Raw genomic sequence first — 18226 nt, forward strand, 5'->3', positions numbered from 1 at the left:
CGCACGTACCCGGGGCACCCTGGTACGCCGGTGGCCGGGCCGGAGCGCCCTGGTACGGCGGTTGGGCGGCCGCCGCTCGCAGGCGGCCGTCCGGGGTGGCCCTGCGTGGGGCCGCCGGGGCGGGGGCCGCGGTGCTGGCCTGGGGTGCGCTGCTGCTGGGCGGGGCCGTGCTGGATGTGCCGTACGCGGTCGCGGTGGCCGGGGAGACGGCCCTGGTGGCCGGTCTGCTCGCCCTGGCCGTACGCGGCACGGGCAGCGGCCGGGACGGTTCGGCGGCGGTGCCGGTGACCGCGCTGGTGGTCGCGCTGGCCGGGGCGGTGAGCGCCGGGCTGCTGTCGCTGGCGTCCGAGGGGGCCTCGTACGCGGTGTTCGGCGCGCTGGCGGCCCTGTTCGCCGGGGCGGCGGTCCGGGCGAAGGCAGCGGTGCCGCGTGCGGTGTTCGCGGTCGCCGCCACCGTCGGGTGCACCGTGATCACCGGGTTCGCGGGCCGATCCCTGGGGCTCGCCCCGCACGAGGCCGCGCCGCTGGTGCTCCTCGTGCCGGCGCTGACGGTGCTGCTGGGGGCCCGGCTGCGGCGGAACCCGGTGGCGTTGCCGGTGGAGCTGACGGGCGCGCTGGGTGCGCTGGTCGCCGTGGGGCTGGCGGTGCCGGACGCGCCGTTCCTGGCCCTGGTGCTGGCGCTGTGCGGGGTGCTGGCGGCGGGTGCGGCGGTGCGGCCGGAGCGGCGGCCGGCGGCGGGCTACCTGGCGGCGGCGCTGTTCGTGCTGGCCACCTGGGTGCGGCTGGCGGCATCGGAGGTGTCGTTCCCGGAGGCGTACACGCTGCCGGTGACCGTGCCCGCGCTGGTGGTCGGGTTCCTGCGGCGGCGGAAGGACCCGGAGGCGTCGTCGTGGACGGCGTACGGGCCGGGGCTCGCGGCGACGCTGCTGCCGAGCCTGGCGGTGGCCTGGACCGATCCGGACTGGCAGCGGCCGCTGCTGCTCGGCGGGGCGGCCCTGGTGATCACGTTGCTGGGTGCGCGGTACCGCCTCCAGGCGCTGCTGCTGCTCGGCGGGGCGGTGCTGGCGCTGGACGGGCTGCACGAGCTGGCGCCGTACGTGGTGCAGGTGGCCGGGGCGCTCCCCCGCTGGCTGCCGCCGGCCCTGGCCGGGCTGCTGTTGCTGGTGGTGGGGGCGACGTACGAGCAGCGGCTGCGCGACGCCCGCCGGCTGAGGGACGCGCTGGGGCGGATGCGGTGAGCCACGTCGGCTGAGCGGGCAACGCAGAGGGCCCGGGAGACGGAATCCGTCTCCCGGGCCCTCTGTCCGGGTGGGCGATACTGGGTTCGAACCAGTGACCTCTTCGGTGTGAACGAAGCGCTCTCCCACTGAGCTAATCGCCCGGGCGCACCGCAAACATTACCCCATGTCAGCGGTGCTACCGGACCGCCCCCGGGTCAGTCGCTGATCTTCCACGGCATGGTGAGCCCGAACTTCCAGACGTAGATCCCGATGAGCACCGCCATGATCACGAGCCCCACCGTGGTGAGGATGATGTTGCGCCGCCGGACCTTGGGATCGAGGGCCCGCTGCGCCGCCTCGGTGACCTTGCGCTTGGTCCAGCGCAGCACCAGCTGGGCCCAGACGAACTCGGTCGCCCAGATCGCCATGCCGCCGAAGATCACCAGCCAGCCGGGGCCGGGCAGCACCAGCATGAGCACGCCCGCGATCACGACGCCGAGGCCGACGATGAAGACGCCGACCTGCCAGCTCAGATGGAGCGCCTTCGACGCCTTGATGAAACCGGGCGCCCGCGAGCCCAGCTCGCGTTCCTCCCGGTCCGATTCCCCCGTGGCGGACACCGGGGGCGCCTGCTCGGCGACCCTGTTCCGCTCGTCACTCTCCGCGTTCATGAACCCAACTTACCCGACCCGCTCCGGTCACACTTTTGTCACTGGAATGGGCGCATAACTCAAAGTTACACGCCGCTGAGCGAGGGACCCGAAGCATCACAAATGGGTCAGAGGGGTTTACAACGCCACCGTAGGTGGCATGTCGATTTCGCCGACGTGCGAATCCCCGAGCGCACACTGAGCGAAAGGCCCTGGCGCTTATGAACACCACGGTCAGCTGCGAGCTGCACCTGCGCCTCGTTGTGTCGAGCGAGTCCTCACTGCCTGTACCCGCGGGCCTGCGGTATGACACGGCCGATCCCTATGCCGTGCACGCCACCTTCCACACCGGAGCGGAGGAGACGGTCGAATGGGTATTCGCCCGTGACCTCCTTGCCGAGGGGCTGCACCGGCCCACCGGCACCGGAGACGTCCGCGTCTGGCCATCTCGTAGTCACGGTCAAGGCGTCGTATGCATCGCCCTGAGCTCCCCAGAGGGAGAAGCCCTGCTCGAAGCCCCGGCGCGGGCCCTGGAGTCGTTCCTGAAGAGGACCGACGCCGCGGTTCCACCCGGCACCGAGCATCGTCACTTCGATCTCGACACGGAGCTCTCCCACATCCTGGCCGAGAGCTGAGCCAGGCAGAGAGCCGCTCGACGCCGTCCGACTCGGGGCGACGGCGTCGTGCCGACAACCGCATAGGGCAGACACCGGCGCCGCCGCCACGGAATCCACCGTGACGACGGCGCCGCTGCTTGTCCCCCTCCCGCTGTCGGGTGCCGGAGGGGTCCGTTCCGCTCCCGGCCGGGCCCGCACCGGCCCCGGCGCCGACGGGCCGAGCCAGTAGAGTCAGCCGCCATCGGCGGGCGCCCGCCCGCCGGAGGCCAGGGAGCGAAGCGTGCTGATCCCTCACGACACCCGGATCGCCCTCGACACGGTGGTCGATCTGATGAACACCGCGCCGGAGAGCGAGCCGCCGCCGGACGGGACCGGGGACGGACCCGAGGACGGGCTCGCCGACATCGCCGCGCTGTACGCCTTCGCGGAGCGGCATTCCATCAGCGGGGTCGGCACGCTCGGCGAGAAGGACCTGGCCGCCGTGCGGGACGTACGGGACCGCTTCGCCGAGGTCTTCGCGGCCCCCGACCCCCGTACCGCGGCCGATCTGGTCAACGGGCTCGTCGCGGCGGCCGGGACCACCCCGCAGCTCACCGACCACGACGGCTACGACTGGCATGTGCACTACTTCGCGCCGGACGCCTCGATCGCCGACCACCTCGCGGCCGACTGCGGCATGGCGCTGGCCTTCATCATCGTGGCGGGCGAGCAGGAGCGACTGCGGCGCTGCGAGGCCCCGGACTGCGGGCACGCGTTCGTCGACCTGTCGCGCAACCGCTCCCGCCGTTACTGCTCCAGCCGTACGTGCGGAAACCGGCTCCATGTCGCGGCGTACCGGGCCCGGCGCAAGGAAGCCGCGGGCTGACGCCGACGCCGCTCCGCCCGGGGGCGTGGCACGTCACAGCACGAAGAGGTCATGCAGGGCGGCCATCAGTAACAGGCCCCCGACCACCGTGAGGAAGATCATCAGGGGCGGCTGGGAAAGCGCGAAGAGACAGCCGCGGGGCTCTTCGGCGGGGGGTGCGGGGGCGTCGCCCCGGGAAGTGTCCACCATCTCGGGGTGATCATGACGCACCGATGGCCGGGTTGGCGATCAACCAGGGGGATTCCCCCGGGAGTTCACCGTCCCGTGGCCATCAAAAATCGCTCCGGCGTACGGGTCGCCGTCAGGCATTCGGACCGGCTCGGGCCCCGGGGGCTCAGATGCCGTGCTTCTTGAGGATCGCCTCGATGTCGCTGAAGTCGTCGCCGGGCGCGGCGGCCTCCTGCTTCTTCTTCGGCTTCGCTTGCGGCTCGGCCGCCGCCGTCACCGCGGGCCCGGCTCCGCCGCCCGCGCCGAGCGAGGGGGCGGAGGCACCCGGGGCGACCGCCTCGTTGCGCCCGGCGGCCCGCGCGGCCTTGCGTTCCGCGCGGGTGCTGCCGCTGCGGCGCTCGATGGCGCGGGTGGTCATGAACAGCAGCCAGGAGAGACCGAGCACCCCGAAGCCCAGCCAGACGCTCGGCTTGAAGGCGATCCCGGCGACCCACTCGACGACCCCGGTCAGCACGAGCCCGACCGGGACGAGGGAGTAGGCGGCGATCCTCGTGGCCGTGAGGAACCGCTTGCGGTACGCGGTCACCGCGGCGATGCCCAGTCCGGCCGCCGACACCGCGGAACAGATGGTCTCGGCAAGCATCACGGCCTCCAGGCGCAGGGGGTACGTCCCTTCCATCCTGCACCGGCGAGCACCGTCGCGGCCACGGCGGCGGCCCACCTCAGGGACATTTCAGGGCCGGGCTCCTCCCCAGGGGGTGGCCCGGATGCGGATTGGGCCGCGCCCGGGCGGCCTGAAAGACTGGGCGCATGAGCGATTCCACCCCCGCGGCACCGGTCGTCCTCGACCTCTGGTGCGATCTCGAATGCCCCGACTGCCACCGTGCCCTCGACGACGTACGCGCCCTGCGCGCCCGGTACGGGGACCGCGTCGAGATCCGGCTGCGGCACTTCCCGCTGGACAAGCACAAGCACGCGATCGCCGCGGCCCAGGCCGCCGAGGAGGCCGTGGAGCAGGGGCAGGGCTGGCCGTACATCGAGGCCCTGCTGTCCCGGACCGACGACCTCGGCCGCGCGGGCGAGCCGGTGCTCCTCGACGTGGCGCGCGAACTGGGTCTGGACGCCGAGGAGTTCGACACGGCGCTGATCGACGGCCGGCATCTGCTGATCGTCGACGCCGACCACGCCGAGGGCAAGGCGATCGGGGTCACCGGCACGCCCACCTATGTGATCGGCGACGAGCGGCTGGACGGCGGCAAGAGCCAGGAGGGGCTGCGCGAGCGGATCGAGGAGATCGTCGACCGGACCCTGGCCGCACGGGACCGTTAGCCGGGCAGCCGGCTCGGGGGGGGGCGCTACAGCGCCTTCGCCAGGTTGTAGCGCGTCGTCGTGTAGCCCAGGGACTCGTACAGCCGCAGGGCCGGGGTGTTCGAGGCGAAGACGTGCAGGCCGAGCCGGTCCGCGCGCCAGGCTCGGGTGACGTCCTCGGCGAGCAGCATCAGGGCCCGGCCGTGGCCCCGGCCCCGGTGTTCCTCGCGCACCTCGACATCGAAGACGAATCCGCCCGTGATGCCCGGCTCCAGCTCCCGCAGGGCCACCCAGACATGGCCGACAACCTCGCCGTCCCGCACCAGCACCCGGAAGCGCACCCCCTCGGTCGCCAGTCCGTCCGGCAGATGGGCGGTGTGGTCGGTCTCGGACTTGAGCCGGGCCTGGCCGGGCTCCACGCCGCGGTCGATCCAGTTCTGCGCGTACGTGAGCACCGCGTCCCGCCGCCACGCGGCGAACTCCTCCTCGCTCATGTCGCGCGAGGTGAGGCCCGCGGGCAGCGGGGCGGTGTCCGGGCCGAGGTCCTTGACCATGTTGCGGCTGCGTTCGGTGTAGCCGAGGGCGGCCGCCAGGCGCCGGGCCGGTTCGTTGCCGGCGGGGACCTCTACCCGGACCCGGGTGCAGCCCCACCCCCGCAGCACCTCCTCGGCGGCGAGCGCCGCGATGATACCCCGGCCGCGCCTGCGCCGGGACTCCTCCACCGTGAGGGAGCGCAGCACTCCGGCGGTCGGGCCGAACGCGTCGTCGGTGCTGATCGCGACGGAGCCGACGGGCCGCCCGTTGTCGCACACGTCGTAGTGGCGGGCCCGCGCGCCGTCGGCGCCCTGCTGAAGCGGCCCGGACGGCCGGAGTGTCGTCGTCATCAGAGGTTTGTATCCCCTGGGCGGCAGCCCGTCACGCGCTTTACGGGTCGAGGTCGTCGCCGGCCCGCTCGGCGAAGATCCGCATGGTCTTCGCCGTCACCGGTCCGATCTCCGGCGTCAGCTCCCGGCCGTCGACCCGGTGCACCGCCTGGATGTCGCGGAGGGTCGAGGTCAGGAACACCTCGTCGGCCTCGGCGAGGACGTCCATCGGCAGGTCGGTCTCCTCGGCGCCGGTCCACTCCACGGCCAGCGCGCGGGTGATCCCGGCGAGGCAGCCGGAGGCGACCGGAGGGGTGTGGATACGGCCGCCGAGGACGACGAACACGTTGGAGCCGGTGCCTTCGCAGAGCCGGTCGGCGGTGTTGGGGAACAGCGCCTCGGACGCGCCCCTCTCCCGCGCCCGGGCCAGGGCGACGACGTTCTCCGCGTACGAGGTGGTCTTCAGGCCGGCGAGCGCGCCGCGTTCGTTGCGGGTCCAGGGGACGGTGATCACCGCAGTGGTGTCCGGGCGGCGGCTCACCCCGTCGAGGGCGACGACGAGGCTGGTCCCGTGGTCGCCCCGGTCCGAGCCGAGCGGGGACAGCCCGCCGGTGTAGGTGATCCGCAGCCGCCCCAGGGGGACGGGGTTGGCGTCGATGACCGCGGCGACGGCGTGCCGGACCTCGTCGTGGTCCGGGTCGGGCAGGCCGAGGCCCCGGGCGGAGCGGGTGAGGCGGTCGAGGTGCCGGGTCAGCGCGAAGGGGCGCCCCTCGCTCGTACGCACCGTCTCGAAGATGCCGTCGCCCACGGTCAGTCCGTGGTCGAGCACCGAAAGCCGGGCGTCGTCGGCGTCCCGCAGTCCGCCGTTGACCCAGATCCTCATCATGCGTCCCTTCCTGTCTCCGGATACGTGCCCGACGCTACAGCGAGCAGCCGCGAGGCCTTGAGTTCGGTCTCGTCCCATTCGCGCTCGGGGTCGGATCCCCAGGTGATCCCGGCGCCGGTACCGAACCGCAGCAGCGGGGCGGGGCCGGTCCGGTCGATCCAGAACGTCCGTATGCCCACGGCGAGCGAGGCGGTGCCCCGGTCGGCGTCGACCCAGCCGATCGCCCCGCAGTACGGCCCGCGCGGGCCCTGTTCCAGCTCGGCGATGATCCGCAGCGCGCTGGACTTCGGGGCGCCGGTGACCGAGCCGGGCGGGAAGGCCGCCGCGAACAGCTCCGGCCAGCCCGCTCCGTCGGCCAGCCGGCCCCGGACCGTGGAGACGAGGTGGACGAGGCCCGGGTGCTTCTCCACCACGCAGAGGTCGGGCACGCTCACGCTTCCGGTGGCGCAGACCCGGCCCAGGTCGTTGCGGACCAGGTCCACGATCATCACGTTCTCGGCGTGGTCCTTCTCCAGCAGATCGTCCTCGGTCCGGCCAGTGCCCTTGATGGGCCCGGACTCCACGATCCGCCCGTCGCGCCGGAGGAAGAGCTCCGGGGAGGCGGTGGCGATCTCCACGCCGTGGCCGGGCAGCCGGATCGTTCCCGCGTACGGGGCGGGGTTGCCGCGGGCGAGCAGGGAGGTCAGGGCGTCGACGTCGGCCCCGGCCCCGCCGTCGGGGAGCGGCGCGGACAGCACCCGGCAGAGGTTGGCCTGGTAGACGTCGCCCGCCGCGATGTGTTCACGGATCCGCCGTACGCCCGCCGTGTAGGCGTCACGGTCCAGCGAGGAGGTCCAGTCCCCGGCGGCGGGCCCGCGCCAGGCTCCGGGCACGGGAGGCGGCACCGCTTCCCTGCGTACGTCGGAGAAGCGGGCGCAGACGGTACGGCCTTCGAAATCGGCGGACACCACCCAGAAGCCGGACGAGTCGAGCGCCGCGGGATCGTGGGTCACATCCTGTAGACCGGAGGCTATGAGGCCGTCGAAACGGGCCAAGGGGGCGAGGTCGGACACGCGAATGAGTCTAGGACGGTGCGCGGTGACCTGCGCCGGGGCGAGGACCGGCCCGGGTCGCCGCAGCACGCTGCACAAACGCGTTTTTGTACTGGCCCAGGAATCCGCTAGAGTTCAACACGTCGCCGGGACGCGCAAGCGGAACGGGAAAGACAAGCGGACGTAGCTCAGTTGGTAGAGCGCAACCTTGCCAAGGTTGAGGTCGCCAGTTCGAACCTGGTCGTCCGCTCGCAGAAGGTGGGGGATTCTTCCCGAGCTCCCACCCCTGGTGGAGTGGCCGAGAGGCGAGGCAACGGCCTGCAAAGCCGTCTACACGGGTTCAAATCCCGTCTCCACCTCCAAGGACGATTAGCTCAGCGGGAGAGCGCTTCCCTGACACGGAAGAGGTCACTGGTTCAATCCCAGTATCGTCCACTGATCCGCAAGGATCATCGGTCCGCAAGGATCATCGGTCCGCAAGGATCCCCGCGCGATTAGCTCAGCGGGAGAGCGCTTCCCTGACACGGAAGAGGTCACTGGTTCAATCCCAGTATCGCGCACGCAGTACACACGCGGTAAACGCAGGTTCACCTGCGCGATTAGCTCAGCGGGAGAGCGCTTCCCTGACACGGAAGAGGTCACTGGTTCAATCCCAGTATCGCGCACCAGCAAGAACCCCCGGTCGTCTCCACGGCCGGGGGTTCTTTCGTCGTGCCGGTGGCCGTCAGGACGAGAAGAGCATCCGGCCGAAGCCCTTCTGGCGGCGGTGGCCGTAGTGCCCGCCGTACTGCGGGGCGCCCCAGGCCGGGGCGTGGGCGGCGGGAGGAGCGGGCGGGTAGGCCTGCTGCGGGGCGGGGGGCGCGGGCGGAGCCTGCTGGGCCCACTGGGACTCCAGGCGGGTCAGGGACTCCAGCTCGCCGTAGTCGAGGAATATCCCCCGGCAGCCGTTGCACTGCTCGATCTGAACACCGTTGCGGTTGTACGTGTTCATCTGCGCGTGACACTTCGGACACTGCATCATCGGCTCGGCTCCTCGCCCTCGTTGTGCCGTCGCCGGAATGTCTGCCCGGCCACGGTCGCTTCACCCTACGACGCGGGGCCGGGGGCCAACTCGGGCGGCAGCGTAGCGATTCGGGTACAGGATTCGATCATCAGCTGTTCGTGGTCGTCCGGATCCCGTTGCTCCGCGGCGCACTTGGCGAGGGCGACGGCCGCCGTCTGCACCGTGAGCGCGCGGGCCGGGACGTCCAGGGCGGGCCAGGGGTCGCCGTCGGCGGGAACGGCCGGTCCCCCGGCGGACCGGTAGGCGTCCAGGAAGGTGGCCCAGTCCTCGGGGGCCAGGAGTCCGGCCGCGTACCAGGCGGCGGGCCGGCCGAGGTCCCAGGCGGGGTCGCCCACCCCCGCGTCGTCCATGTCGATGAGCAGCCAGGGCCCGTCCGGGGCGGGGTGCCGGACGAGCTGCCCGAGGTGCAGGTCCCCGTGGCACAGGGCACCGGCCCTGCGCGCGGGGGCCGGCGCTTCGCCCCGCGCCCAGGCGGGCAGGGCCCGCCAGCCGGCCAGCACGGAGAGGGCGGCCGATGCGTGGGGCGGGGCGGTCGCGTCGCCGGGAAGGGCCGGCGGGCCCCCGGGAAGGGCGGTCGCGTCGCCGGGCGGGACGACCGGGTCACGGGGAGGGACGGTCGCGTCGGCGTGGAGGGCCGTGCGCATCCGGGCGACGGCCCGGGCCGCCTTGGCAGGGCCGCGCATCGGCGGCAGCGGGAACGGGGGCTTCGTCCGGTGGAGGCGGGCGAGCAGGTCGGCGGCCTGGGCCCAGGGGGCCGCGCCGGGGTCGGTGGGGTCCACGGGCGTGCCGAGCGGCCAGAGGGTGACCGGGCGGGTGGTGGGCACGGCGGGGGCCGGGGCGGTGAGCGGCGGGAGCAGGATGCCGGCCAGCTGCGGGGCGGCGGCCAGGGCGATCCGGGCGGCCAGCGCCTCGCGGTCGGTGTCGGCGGCATGGGCCTTCGCGACGATCGCCCCGCTGCGGACCACCGTGCCGTCGGGCCGGTCCGCGAGGACCTGCGGCGGCTCGCACACGCACGGTGTCCGGGCGGGGTGGGAGAGGCGGTGCGCGAGCGTGCCCAGGTCATGGACTACTGAGCTCTGGGTGGTGGTCAACGGCTCCCCCGGCGGCGGTCTGCCCGGCCGTGGCACCGGGCCCGCCGTGAGCGTAACGCGCGAGGCGCCCCGAGCCACGGCGGTACGAGCCCCGGCGGTGCGGGGCGTCGGCCCGTCGGCAGGCGCCTGGCCCCGGACGGCCGGAAAGCATCTCAGCCTCGGACGGCGGGGAAGCATCTGGGCCCGGACCGCCAGAAAGCTCCTTGGCCCGGACTGCGGGGAAGCACCCTGACGCGGACTGCGGGAAAGCGCCCCAGCGCGGACGGCCGGAAAGCGTCTCGGCCCGGGCGGCGGGGAAGCGCCCGGCGGTGGGGCGGGGCGTCGGCCCGGACAGCCGGAAAGCATCTAGGCCCGGACAGCGGGAAAGCGCCCGGCGGTGGGGCAGGGCGTCGGCCCGGACAGCCGGAAAGCATCTAGGCCCGGACAGCGGGGAAGCACCCCGGCGCTGGGCGGGGCGTCGGCCCGGACGGCCGGGAAGCGTCTGGCCCCAGACGGCCGGGAAGCGTCTGGCCCCGGACAGCGCGATGCCCGGTCAGCTCCCCAGCTGACCGGACAAACGCTGCCGTCCGCCGCACCCCCGTCCCCACGGGGCTGTTGGCCGGATGTGCGGGTCCGGACCGCTCTTCCGGACCCCGGGCGCCGCTCAGCGCCCCAGCATCACCGCCACGGACGACGCCTGTGTGACCACCGCTTCCCAGCCGCCGAAGGCGACCACCAGCAGGGCCGCCAGGGGAAGGACCATCGCCGTCGCCACCAACGGGTGGCGGGTGCCGGACGGACGGGCGCCGAACGAGGCGTACGCCTTGCGCCCTCGCATACGGACCACTGTCCGCGTTGCCGTGTCCGCCATGGTTCCTCTCCTGACCTGTTCGGGAAGCGGCGGGCGTGACCTCGGGGGACGAGTGCTGCGCCCGCCGCTTGATCTCAACATTAGGTAAGCGCCGAGCACAGGGCGTCATGCCCGCGTACCGAATACCGGGCCTCCCGGAGGATGAGCCGTCGTCGATCGGCGTACTCCCCTGGGTGGAGATGGACAGCCGTAGGTTGGGGTCATCCCCGAGGGGGCACCGGGGGGCCAGCAGGTGCGTGTCCGGCAGGGGCCCGGGCCCGGAAGGGCGCCGGCGGGTGACTTCACTCACGTCCGCCGCCTCCCGGCGGGCGGCCGTGCCGTGCCGGGGACCGCCGGGGACACCTCCACGCGTATACGGGGACAGTGGTCGCGTCCTGGGTGGCGGACGCGCGCCGGCATCCCCTCCGTGATCCAATCCCCCTGCCCCGGTGGCCCTTTGGGGCGACCGGCCTGCCGACGGGCCCGGATCCACCGCACCCTGACCCCTCTTCACTTCTCCCGCCCGGCACGGACAATCGAAACCCCGGCGAGGGCGCGGCCTCTGAGCGCGCCGGGCGCGGGGTACGTAAGCTGTGCCTCGTCAGGCGGACCAGGCAGCGGGGATGGGCAGACGATGGCGATGATGCGGCTCCGGCGCGAGGACCCGCGTCTCGTCGGCTCGTTCCGGCTGCACCGGCGGCTCGGCGCGGGCGGCATGGGCGTCGTCTACCTCGGCTCCGACCGGCGCGGCCAGCGGGTCGCGCTCAAGGTGATCCGGCCCGACCTGGCGGAGGATCAGGAGTTCCGTTCGCGGTTCGCGCGCGAGGTGTCGGCGGCCCGCCGGATCCGCGGCGGCTGTACGGCCCGGCTGGTCGCGGCCGATCTGGAGGCGGACCGCCCGTGGTTCGCCACGCAGTACGTGCCCGGCCCCTCGCTGCACGACAAGGTCGCCGAGGAAGGCCCCCTGGCCGCCGCGGAGGTCGCCTCGATCGGGGCGGCGCTCTCCGAGGGCCTGGTCGCGGTGCACGAGGCGGGGGTGGTCCACCGGGACCTGAAGCCGTCGAACATCCTCCTCTCCCCCAAGGGCCCCCGCATCATCGACTTCGGTATCGCCTGGGCGACCGGGGCGAGCACGCTCACCCATGTCGGTACGGCGGTGGGGTCGCCGGGGTTCCTCGCGCCCGAGCAGGTCCGGGGCGCGGCGGTGACGCCCGCGACGGACGTGTTCTCGCTCGGCGCGACCCTGGCGTACGCGGCGATGGCCGACTCCCCGTTCGGGCACGGCAGTTCCGAGGTGATGCTGTACCGCGTGGTGCACGAGGAGGCGCAGCTGCGCGGGGTGCACGACGCGTTGGCCCCACTGATCAGCGCCTGTCTGGCGAAGGATCCGGAGGAGCGGCCCAGCACGCTGCAACTGTCCATGCGGCTCAAAGAGATCGCGGCGCGCGAGGCGCAGGGGCTGCACGAGAGCCGGCCGCCCGTCCAGCGTTCCGCCCAGGACGCCGAACGGCCGACGGGGCGGATGGCCGATCCGTACGGCGACCAGCAGACCCGTCGCGCCGAGGGCCCGTCCGGCTCCCGCCCCCAGCCGGGCAGGCGCGGCGCGCCCGTGCGTTCGGGGCCGCCGCGCACCGGTGGCTCGCGCCCGCAGCAGGCGTCGCGCAACACGACGCGTTCGGGTGGGAAGACCGGGAAGCGGCCGGGGGCTCCGGCCGGGACGAACGGACGCCCGGGGACGCGTTCCGGGGGCCGCGCGACCTCGGCGGGGCGGCGTCCGGCCAATCCTCGGCTGCTGCGTCAGCGGCTGGTGGTGTTCGTGGTGGTGACGTTGCTGGTGGCGCTGGGCATCGCGGCGGCGCAGGGCTGCCAGGGGCCGGCGCGTGGGCTGGGCGGAGGCGAGCGGACGCCGGGCGGGGTGTCGCAGGCACAGGTGTCTCCGCCTGCGTCTGCGTTTACGTCTGCACCCTGAGGTCCGGTCCGGCCGAGGCCGTCCGTGCTCAGTTCTCCGGGCGTCCCGTGGCCACCGCGTAGAAGGCGACCGCGGCGGCGGCGCCCACATTCAGTGAGTCGACGCCGTGCGCCATCGGGATGCGGACCCATTCGTCGGCGGCCATCAGGGCCCGCGTGGACAGCCCGTCGCCCTCGGCTCCGAGCATCAGCGCCACCCGCTCCAACCGGTGCGGGGCGGCCTCGTCGATGCTGGTGGCCTTGGCGTCGGGGGTGAGGGCGAGGAGCCGGAAGCCCGCTTCCCGTACGGCCTCCAGTCCCTTGGGCCAGGCTTCGAGGCGTGCGTACGGGACGGAGAAGACCGCGCCCATCGAGACCTTGACCGAGCGCCGGTAGAGCGGGTCGGCGCAGTCCGGGGAGAGCAGGACCGCGTCCATGCCGAGCGCCGCCGCGCTGCGGAAGATGGCCCCGATGTTGGTGTGGTCGTTCACCGATTCCATGACCACGACCCGGCGCGCGGTGGCGAGCAGTTCGTCGGCGGCGGGCAGCGGCTTGCGCTGCATGGAGGCGAGCGCGCCGCGGTGGACGTGGTAGCCGGTGACGCGTTCGGCCAGCTCGGGGGCGACCGCGTACACCGGGGCCGGGACCTCGTCGATGACGTCGCGCATCACGTCGACCCACTTGGCCGAGAGCAGCATGGACCGCATCTCGTACCCGGTCTGCCGGGCGCGGCGGATCACCTTCTCGCCCTCGGCGATGAAGAGCCCTTCGGCGGGTTCGCGCCGTCGTCGCAGCTCGACGTCGGTCAGGCCGATGTAGTCGCTCAGCCGCGGGTCGTCGGGGTCGTCGACGGTGATGAGATCTGCCACAGGGTGATACTGCCTTGTCCGGTGTGCGGTGCCAACGCCCGGGAGGGAGTTGCGTAACCGCGGGTTACGGGGCGGGGGCGGGCTCTTGTCTACTCGGCCGCGTCCTGGACGGGGGCCGGGGCGGAGTCCGGGCCGACCGCGACGACGTCGCCGATGACGATCACGGCGGGCGGGCGCACGTCCTCGGCGACCGCACGCTCCCCGACGTCCGCGAGAGTCGCGTCGACCCGGCGCTGGGCGGCGGTGGTGCCCTCCTGGACGAGGGCGACCGGGGTGGCCGGGTCCTTGCCGTGGGCGATCAGGGCGGCGGCGATGGCGCCGATCTTGTCGACGGCCATGAGGAGGACCAGGGTGCCGCGCAGCCGGGCGATCGCCTCCCAGTCGACCAGCGAGCGCGGGTCCTCGGGAGCGACGTGCCCGCTGACCACGGTGAACTCGTGGGCGACGCCCCGGTGGGTGACCGGGATGCCAGCCGCTCCGGGGACGGAGATGGTGCTGGAGATGCCGGGGACGACCGTGCAGGGGATGCCCTCGGCGGCCAGCGCCTGGGCCTCCTCCATGCCGCGGCCGAAGACGAACGGGTCGCCGCCCTTGAGCCGGACCACGGACTTGCCCGCCTTGGCGTGCTCGATGAGCGCCTGGTTGATCGCCTCCTGGGCCATGAACCGGCCGTACGGGATCTTCGCGGCGTCGATCACCTCGACGTGTGGCGGGAGTTCGTCGAGCAGGTCGCGGGGGCCCAGGCGGTCGGCGATGACCACGTCGGCCTCGGCGAGGAGGCGGCGGCCGCGCACGGTGATCAGGTCCGGGTCGCCGGGGCCGCCGCCGACGAGCGCGACGCCGGGGGCGCGGGTGCGGTGGTGCGGGGCGGCGAGGGTGCCGTCGCGCAGGCCTTCGACGATGGCGTCGCGGAGGGCGGCGGAGTGCCGGGGGTCGCGGCCTCGGGGGGTGGTGTTGAGGACGGCGACGGTGATGTTCTCGATGCGGCCGGTGGCGGGGGTCCAGGCGGTGGCGGCCTCGGCGTCGTCGGACCGGACGCACCAGGTGCGGGTGCGCTCGGCCTCGACGGAGGCGGCGTCGTTGGCCGTGGTGTCGGAGGAGGCGACGAGGGCGTACCAGGTGTCGGCGAGGTCGCCGTCCCGGTAGCGGCGGCGCTCCCAGCGGATCTCGCCGGCGTCCGCCATGGCCTCGACGGAGGGGGTGGCGGAGGGGGAGATCAGGGTGATGACGGCACCGGTGGCGATGAGCTGCGGCAGCCGACGCTGGGCGACCTGTCCGCCGCCGATGACGACGACGCGGCGGCCGTGCAGGCGCAGGCCTACGGGGTACGCGGGGTGGTCCGTGTGACCCGCGCGGTCGGCGTGGTCGGCGTGACCTGAGCGGTCGGCGTGGTCTGCGTGCTCGGCCATGGCGGTGCGGCTCCTCGTGCGCGTGCTGCGTTGCGTGCCGCTGCGGCGGTGGAGCGGCTGTGACGTGCGGAAAGCGGTGTTCCGGGTGGGAACACGATACGGGGTGGGGGTGGGTGGGGCGCCTGGGGTGGGCGGGTGGGGGCGCCTGCGGCGGGCCTTGTCCCCTACCCGCCCCTTCCCGAAACCGGGGCGCTGCCCCGGACCCCGCTCCTCAAGCGCCGGAGGGGCTTGAAAGACGCCGGAGGGGCTGGATTTGTCGGGCGGCGTTCTACTTTTCCGTTACTCCTGCCGAGTCGAACGTCGCCACCTCGTGCATCGCCCTCGCCGCACTCTGCACGATCGGGAGTGCCAGCAGCGCGCCGGTGCCCTCGCCCAGGCGGAGGTCGAGGTCGACCAAAGGGCGCAGGCCCAGCTTGTTCAGCGCCGCGACGTGGCCGGGCTCCGCGCTGCGGTGGCCCGCGATGCAGGCCGCCAGTGCCTCGGGGGCGATGGCGCGGGCGACCAGGGCGGCGGCCCCCGCGCTCACGCCGTCCAGGACCACCGGCGTACGCAGGGAGGCTCCGCCGAGGAGGAAGCCCACCATCGCCGCGTGCTCCAGGCCGCCCACCGCCGCGAGCACGCCGATCGGGTCGGCCGGGTCCGGCTGGTGCAGGTCGAGGGCGCGGCGTACGACGTCGACCTTACGGGCGTGCATCTCGTCGTTGATGCCGGTCCCCCGGCCGGTCACCTCGGCCGCGTCGATCCCCGTGTAGACGCAGATCAGCGCGGCCGACGCCGTGGTGTTCGCGATGCCCATCTCGCCGGTGAGCAGCGCCTTGTTGCCCGCCGCCACCAGGTCCCTGGCCGTCTCGATGCCGACCTCGATCGCGGCCAGGACCTCTTCGCGGGTGAGCGCGGGGCCCGTCGTGAAGTCCGCCGTACCCGGGCGCACCTTGCGGGGCAGCAGACCGGGGGTCGCGGGAAGGTCCGTGGCCACGCCGACGTCCACGACGCAGACCTCCGCCCCGACCTGCGCCGCGAAGGCGTTGCAGACGGCTCCGCCGCCGAGGAAGTTCGCCACCATCTGGGCGGTGACCTCCTGCGGCCAGGCGGTGACCCCCTGGGCGTGCACCCCGTGGTCACCGGCGAAGATCGCGACGGCCGCGGGCTCCGGGATCGGCGGCGGGCACATCCGGGAGAGGCCGGACAGCTGCGCGGAGATGATCTCCAGCATGCCGAGCGCCCCGGCGGGCTTCGTCATCCGCTTCTGGCGTTCCCACGCCTCGCCGAGCGCCTTGGCGTCCAGCGGGCGGATCGCGGAGATCGTCTCCTGGAGCAGATCGTGCGGCTCGGCGCCGGGCAGCGCGCGGCGGCCGTACGTCTCCTCGTGGACGACCCAGGACAGCGGGCGGCGCTTCGACCAGCCCGCCTGCATCAGCTCGGGCTCCTCGGGGAACTCGTCGACGTAACCGACGCAGAGGTAGGCCACGACCTCCAGGTGCTCGGGCAGGCCCAGCGCGCGGACCATCTCCCGCTCGTCGAAGAAGCTGACCCAGCCGACGCCGAGGCCTTCGGCGCGGGCCGCCAGCCACAGGTTCTCCACGGCCAGCGCCGAGGAGTACGGGGCCATCTGCGGCTGCGTGTGGCGGCCCAAGGTGTGGCGGCCGCCACGGGTCGGGTCCGCGGTCACGACGATGTTGACCGGGGTGTCGAGGATCGCCTCGATCTTCAGTTCCTTGAACTGCTTCGCCCGGCCCTTGGGCAGCGACTTGGCGTACGCGTCGCGCTGGCTCTGGGCCAGTTCGTGCATGGAGCGGCGGGTCTCCGCCGAGCGGATGACGACGAAGTCCCACGGCTGCGAGTGGCCGACGCTCGGCGCGGTGTGCGCCGCCTCCAGCACCCGGAGCAGGACCTCGTGCGGAATCGGGTCGCTGCGGAAGCCGTTGCGGATGTCCCGGCGTTCGCGCATGACCCGCAGCACCGCTTCGCGCTCGGCGTCGTCGTAGCCGGGGGCGGGCGGGGTGGCCGCCGACTGCTCGGCGGGCTCCGGCTGCTCCGGTGCCTCCACCGGTTCCTCGGGCTGCGCCGCCGTCACCGGCTGCTGCTCCGCCTCGAACTGCTGCGGTGCCTCGGCCGGTGCCCCCACCGGTTCCTCGGACTGTGCCTGCGGCTGCGGCTCCGGCTCCGGCTCCGGGAGGAGTTCCGGCGTCTCGATGACCTCGGGGCCGCTGCCGTCCTCGGCGTCGGGCGCGACCACATGGACCGCTTCCGGGAGCGCCGGCTCGGCCACGGGCTGTTCGGCGGGCACTTCCGCGACAGGCTCAGGCTGTACGGGCTCGGGTGCGGGCGGCGCGACGACCTGCTCCTCCGTCGCGGCCGTCTCCGGAGCCACGGCCACCGGCTCGGGGGCCGGTTCGACGGGCTGCTCCTGCACGGGCTCGGCCACCTGCTCAGGCTGCACCGCCGGTTCGGGCTGTGCCACCGGTTCGACGACGGGCGCGTTCTGCACGGGCGCCTGGGGTTCCGGGGCGGCGGCTTCCACGGGGACGGCCCGAACCTCGGGCTCCGGAGCCACGGAGACACCGTGCTGCGCCTCCACCGGCTCCGGCGTCTCCCGCGCGGCCACCTCGTCGGCCGGGGCCTGGACGGGTGCCTCCGGCTGTGCCGCCTCGGGCTCCGGGACGAGGACCGGTCCGGCGGGGGGCATCGCCACCGCGACCGGCTCGGGAACGACCGTTTCTGCCGGGACGGCCTGCGGAGCCGGCTCCGGCTGCACACCGGCAGCGGGCTGCACCAGCTGGTCGGTCCGCTCCGGCTGGTCAGTCTGCTCCGGCTGGTCGGTCTGCTCCGGCTGGTCCAGCTGCTCGACCGGGGCCGCCGGCACTGCCGGAACCGCCGGGACCGCCGGGACCGCCGGGACCGCCGGGGCCGCCTGCGCAACCGGGGCCACCAAGACCTCCTCAGGAGCGGGCACAACCGCCTGCTCCGGCGGCTGGACCGGCGGCGCCTTCTGAACCGGCTGCTCCGCCACGGCCTCCGCAACGGCCACGGCCTCGGCCTGCCCGGCCTCCGCCTGCTCGGCCACCACAGGCTCCATCACCGGCTGCTCGGCCACGACGGCCTGCTCCGGCTCCACCACGACCTGCTCCGGCTCGGCAACCGTCTGCTCGGCAACCACCGGCTCCGCGACGACCTGCTCCGGCTGCGCCCCCCACGGGGCCCCGGCCTGCGGCGGGATCTCGCCCAGCTGCGGGCCCGGCAGGGTCGAGGGGTCCTCGGCCGGGATGTCGAAGTACTCGGGGCCGGTCGTCGGCGGGCCCGCGTGGCGGGCGGGCGCGGCGGTCCGGGTAGCGCCGGCGGGGCCCCGGTCGGCCAGGGAGCGCACGACGCCGCCCTGCGTACCGCCGCCGTACGACGGGGGGTCCGCGGCG

17 protein-coding genes and 6 tRNA genes are annotated in these 18226 nt (G+C 73.8%); 10 read left to right on the plus strand and 13 right to left on the minus strand.

Going from position 1 to position 18226, the window contains the following annotated elements; genetic code table 11:
* Window positions 1-1238 (plus strand): SCO7613 C-terminal domain-containing membrane protein (locus A3Q37_RS34525; protein WP_369691484.1); only part of this gene is annotated, 1238 nt, incomplete at its 5' end.
* Window positions 1239-1309: 71 nt separating this feature from the next.
* Here the strand turns inward: A3Q37_RS34525 and A3Q37_RS34530 are convergent.
* Window positions 1310-1381: transfer RNA gene (locus A3Q37_RS34530), tRNA-Val, on the minus strand.
* 54 nt (window positions 1382-1435) lie between these two features.
* Window positions 1436-1891: a TIGR02611 family protein gene (locus A3Q37_RS34535; protein ID WP_065491076.1), complete on the minus strand. Its 456-nt coding sequence runs from the start codon at window positions 1889-1891 to the stop codon at window positions 1436-1438.
* A 200-nt stretch (window positions 1892-2091) separates the two neighbouring features.
* Between A3Q37_RS34535 and A3Q37_RS34540 the strand changes: the two genes are divergently transcribed.
* Complete coding sequence (locus A3Q37_RS34540; RefSeq protein ID WP_003959770.1) at window positions 2092-2505, plus strand: SsgA family sporulation/cell division regulator; 414 nt, start codon at window positions 2092-2094, stop codon at window positions 2503-2505.
* Window positions 2506-2767: 262 nt separating this feature from the next.
* Window positions 2768-3352, plus strand: a complete 585-nt coding sequence (locus A3Q37_RS34545; protein WP_065491078.1) for a CGNR zinc finger domain-containing protein — start codon at window positions 2768-2770, stop codon at window positions 3350-3352.
* A gap of 33 nt (window positions 3353-3385) precedes the next feature.
* Here the strand turns inward: A3Q37_RS34545 and A3Q37_RS37445 are convergent, their stop codons facing one another.
* Together A3Q37_RS37445 and A3Q37_RS34550 are read right to left on the minus strand one after the other, a co-directional pair.
* Complete coding sequence (locus A3Q37_RS37445) at window positions 3386-3541, minus strand: hypothetical protein (RefSeq protein WP_176711576.1); 156 nt, start codon at window positions 3539-3541, stop codon at window positions 3386-3388.
* 145 nt (window positions 3542-3686) lie between these two features.
* A complete protein-coding gene (locus A3Q37_RS34550; RefSeq protein WP_065491109.1) occupies window positions 3687-4163 on the minus strand; it encodes a hypothetical protein in 477 nt (158 codons plus the stop codon).
* A 167-nt stretch (window positions 4164-4330) separates the two neighbouring features.
* On the opposite strand from A3Q37_RS34550, the gene A3Q37_RS34555 reads away from it, so the two are divergent.
* Window positions 4331-4849, plus strand: a complete 519-nt coding sequence (locus A3Q37_RS34555; protein WP_065491080.1) for a DsbA family protein — start codon at window positions 4331-4333, stop codon at window positions 4847-4849.
* Between the two features lie 26 nt (window positions 4850-4875).
* Here A3Q37_RS34555 and A3Q37_RS34560 read toward each other — a convergent pair whose 3' ends face one another.
* Genes A3Q37_RS34560 through A3Q37_RS34570 form a run of 3 tightly spaced genes read right to left on the minus strand, consistent with a single transcriptional unit; the run spans window position 4876 to window position 7629 of the window.
* Window positions 4876-5712, minus strand: coding sequence for a GNAT family N-acetyltransferase (locus A3Q37_RS34560; RefSeq protein ID WP_065491084.1), 837 nt, complete (start codon window positions 5710-5712; stop codon window positions 4876-4878).
* 40 nt (window positions 5713-5752) lie between these two features.
* Complete coding sequence (locus tag A3Q37_RS34565) at window positions 5753-6574, minus strand: aminotransferase class IV (RefSeq protein WP_065491086.1); 822 nt, start codon at window positions 6572-6574, stop codon at window positions 5753-5755.
* Window positions 6574-7629: a chorismate-binding protein gene (locus tag A3Q37_RS34570; protein ID WP_176711577.1), complete on the minus strand. Its 1056-nt coding sequence runs from the start codon at window positions 7627-7629 to the stop codon at window positions 6574-6576. The genes A3Q37_RS34565 and A3Q37_RS34570 overlap by 1 nt, the downstream gene beginning before the upstream one ends.
* Window positions 7630-7785: 156 nt before the next feature.
* Here A3Q37_RS34570 and A3Q37_RS34575 point away from each other — a divergent pair.
* The 5 genes from A3Q37_RS34575 (at window position 7786) to A3Q37_RS34595 (ending at window position 8276) form a co-directional block, all read left to right on the plus strand.
* A tRNA-Gly gene (locus tag A3Q37_RS34575) sits at window positions 7786-7858 on the plus strand.
* A 38-nt stretch (window positions 7859-7896) separates the two neighbouring features.
* A tRNA-Cys gene (locus A3Q37_RS34580) sits at window positions 7897-7970 on the plus strand.
* 1 nt (window position 7971) lies between these two features.
* A tRNA-Val gene (locus A3Q37_RS34585) sits at window positions 7972-8043 on the plus strand.
* A gap of 53 nt (window positions 8044-8096) precedes the next feature.
* A tRNA-Val gene (locus A3Q37_RS34590) sits at window positions 8097-8168 on the plus strand.
* A 33-nt stretch (window positions 8169-8201) separates the two neighbouring features.
* Window positions 8202-8276, plus strand: a tRNA-Val gene (locus tag A3Q37_RS34595).
* A gap of 56 nt (window positions 8277-8332) precedes the next feature.
* Here the strand turns inward: A3Q37_RS34595 and A3Q37_RS34600 are convergent.
* From A3Q37_RS34600 to A3Q37_RS34610, 3 genes are all read right to left on the minus strand, one after another.
* The gene (locus A3Q37_RS34600) at window positions 8333-8629 is read right to left on the minus strand and encodes a zf-TFIIB domain-containing protein (protein WP_065491088.1); all 297 of its coding nucleotides are present in this window, start codon (window positions 8627-8629) and stop codon (window positions 8333-8335) included.
* Between the two features lie 65 nt (window positions 8630-8694).
* Complete coding sequence (locus A3Q37_RS34605) at window positions 8695-9762, minus strand: phosphotransferase (protein ID WP_065491094.1); 1068 nt, start codon at window positions 9760-9762, stop codon at window positions 8695-8697.
* Between the two features lie 643 nt (window positions 9763-10405).
* On the minus strand, window positions 10406-10612 hold the full coding sequence (locus A3Q37_RS34610) for a hypothetical protein (RefSeq protein ID WP_065491101.1): 207 nt from the start codon (window positions 10610-10612) through the stop codon (window positions 10406-10408).
* A gap of 613 nt (window positions 10613-11225) precedes the next feature.
* Here A3Q37_RS34610 and A3Q37_RS34615 point away from each other — a divergent pair.
* A complete protein-coding gene (locus tag A3Q37_RS34615) occupies window positions 11226-12560 on the plus strand; it encodes a serine/threonine-protein kinase (protein ID WP_065491103.1) in 1335 nt (444 codons plus the stop codon).
* A gap of 28 nt (window positions 12561-12588) precedes the next feature.
* On the opposite strand, the gene A3Q37_RS34620 is transcribed toward A3Q37_RS34615, so the two are convergent.
* The 3 genes from A3Q37_RS34620 to cobT form a co-directional block, all read right to left on the minus strand.
* Window positions 12589-13407, minus strand: coding sequence for an RNA methyltransferase (locus A3Q37_RS34620; RefSeq protein WP_065491105.1), 819 nt, complete (start codon window positions 13405-13407; stop codon window positions 12589-12591).
* Between the two features lie 89 nt (window positions 13408-13496).
* Entirely contained in the window at window positions 13497-14816 is a 1320-nt protein-coding gene (gene cobA, locus A3Q37_RS34625) for a uroporphyrinogen-III C-methyltransferase (protein WP_065491107.1), read from the minus strand.
* Window positions 14817-15084: 268 nt separating this feature from the next.
* Window positions 15085-18226: nicotinate-nucleotide--dimethylbenzimidazole phosphoribosyltransferase (cobT, locus tag A3Q37_RS34630; protein WP_255312040.1), on the minus strand; the 3142-nt coding region annotated here is incomplete at its 5' end.

Source organism: Streptomyces sp. PTY087I2, from assembly GCF_001687325.1.
Classification (GTDB): domain Bacteria; phylum Actinomycetota; class Actinomycetes; order Streptomycetales; family Streptomycetaceae; genus Streptomyces.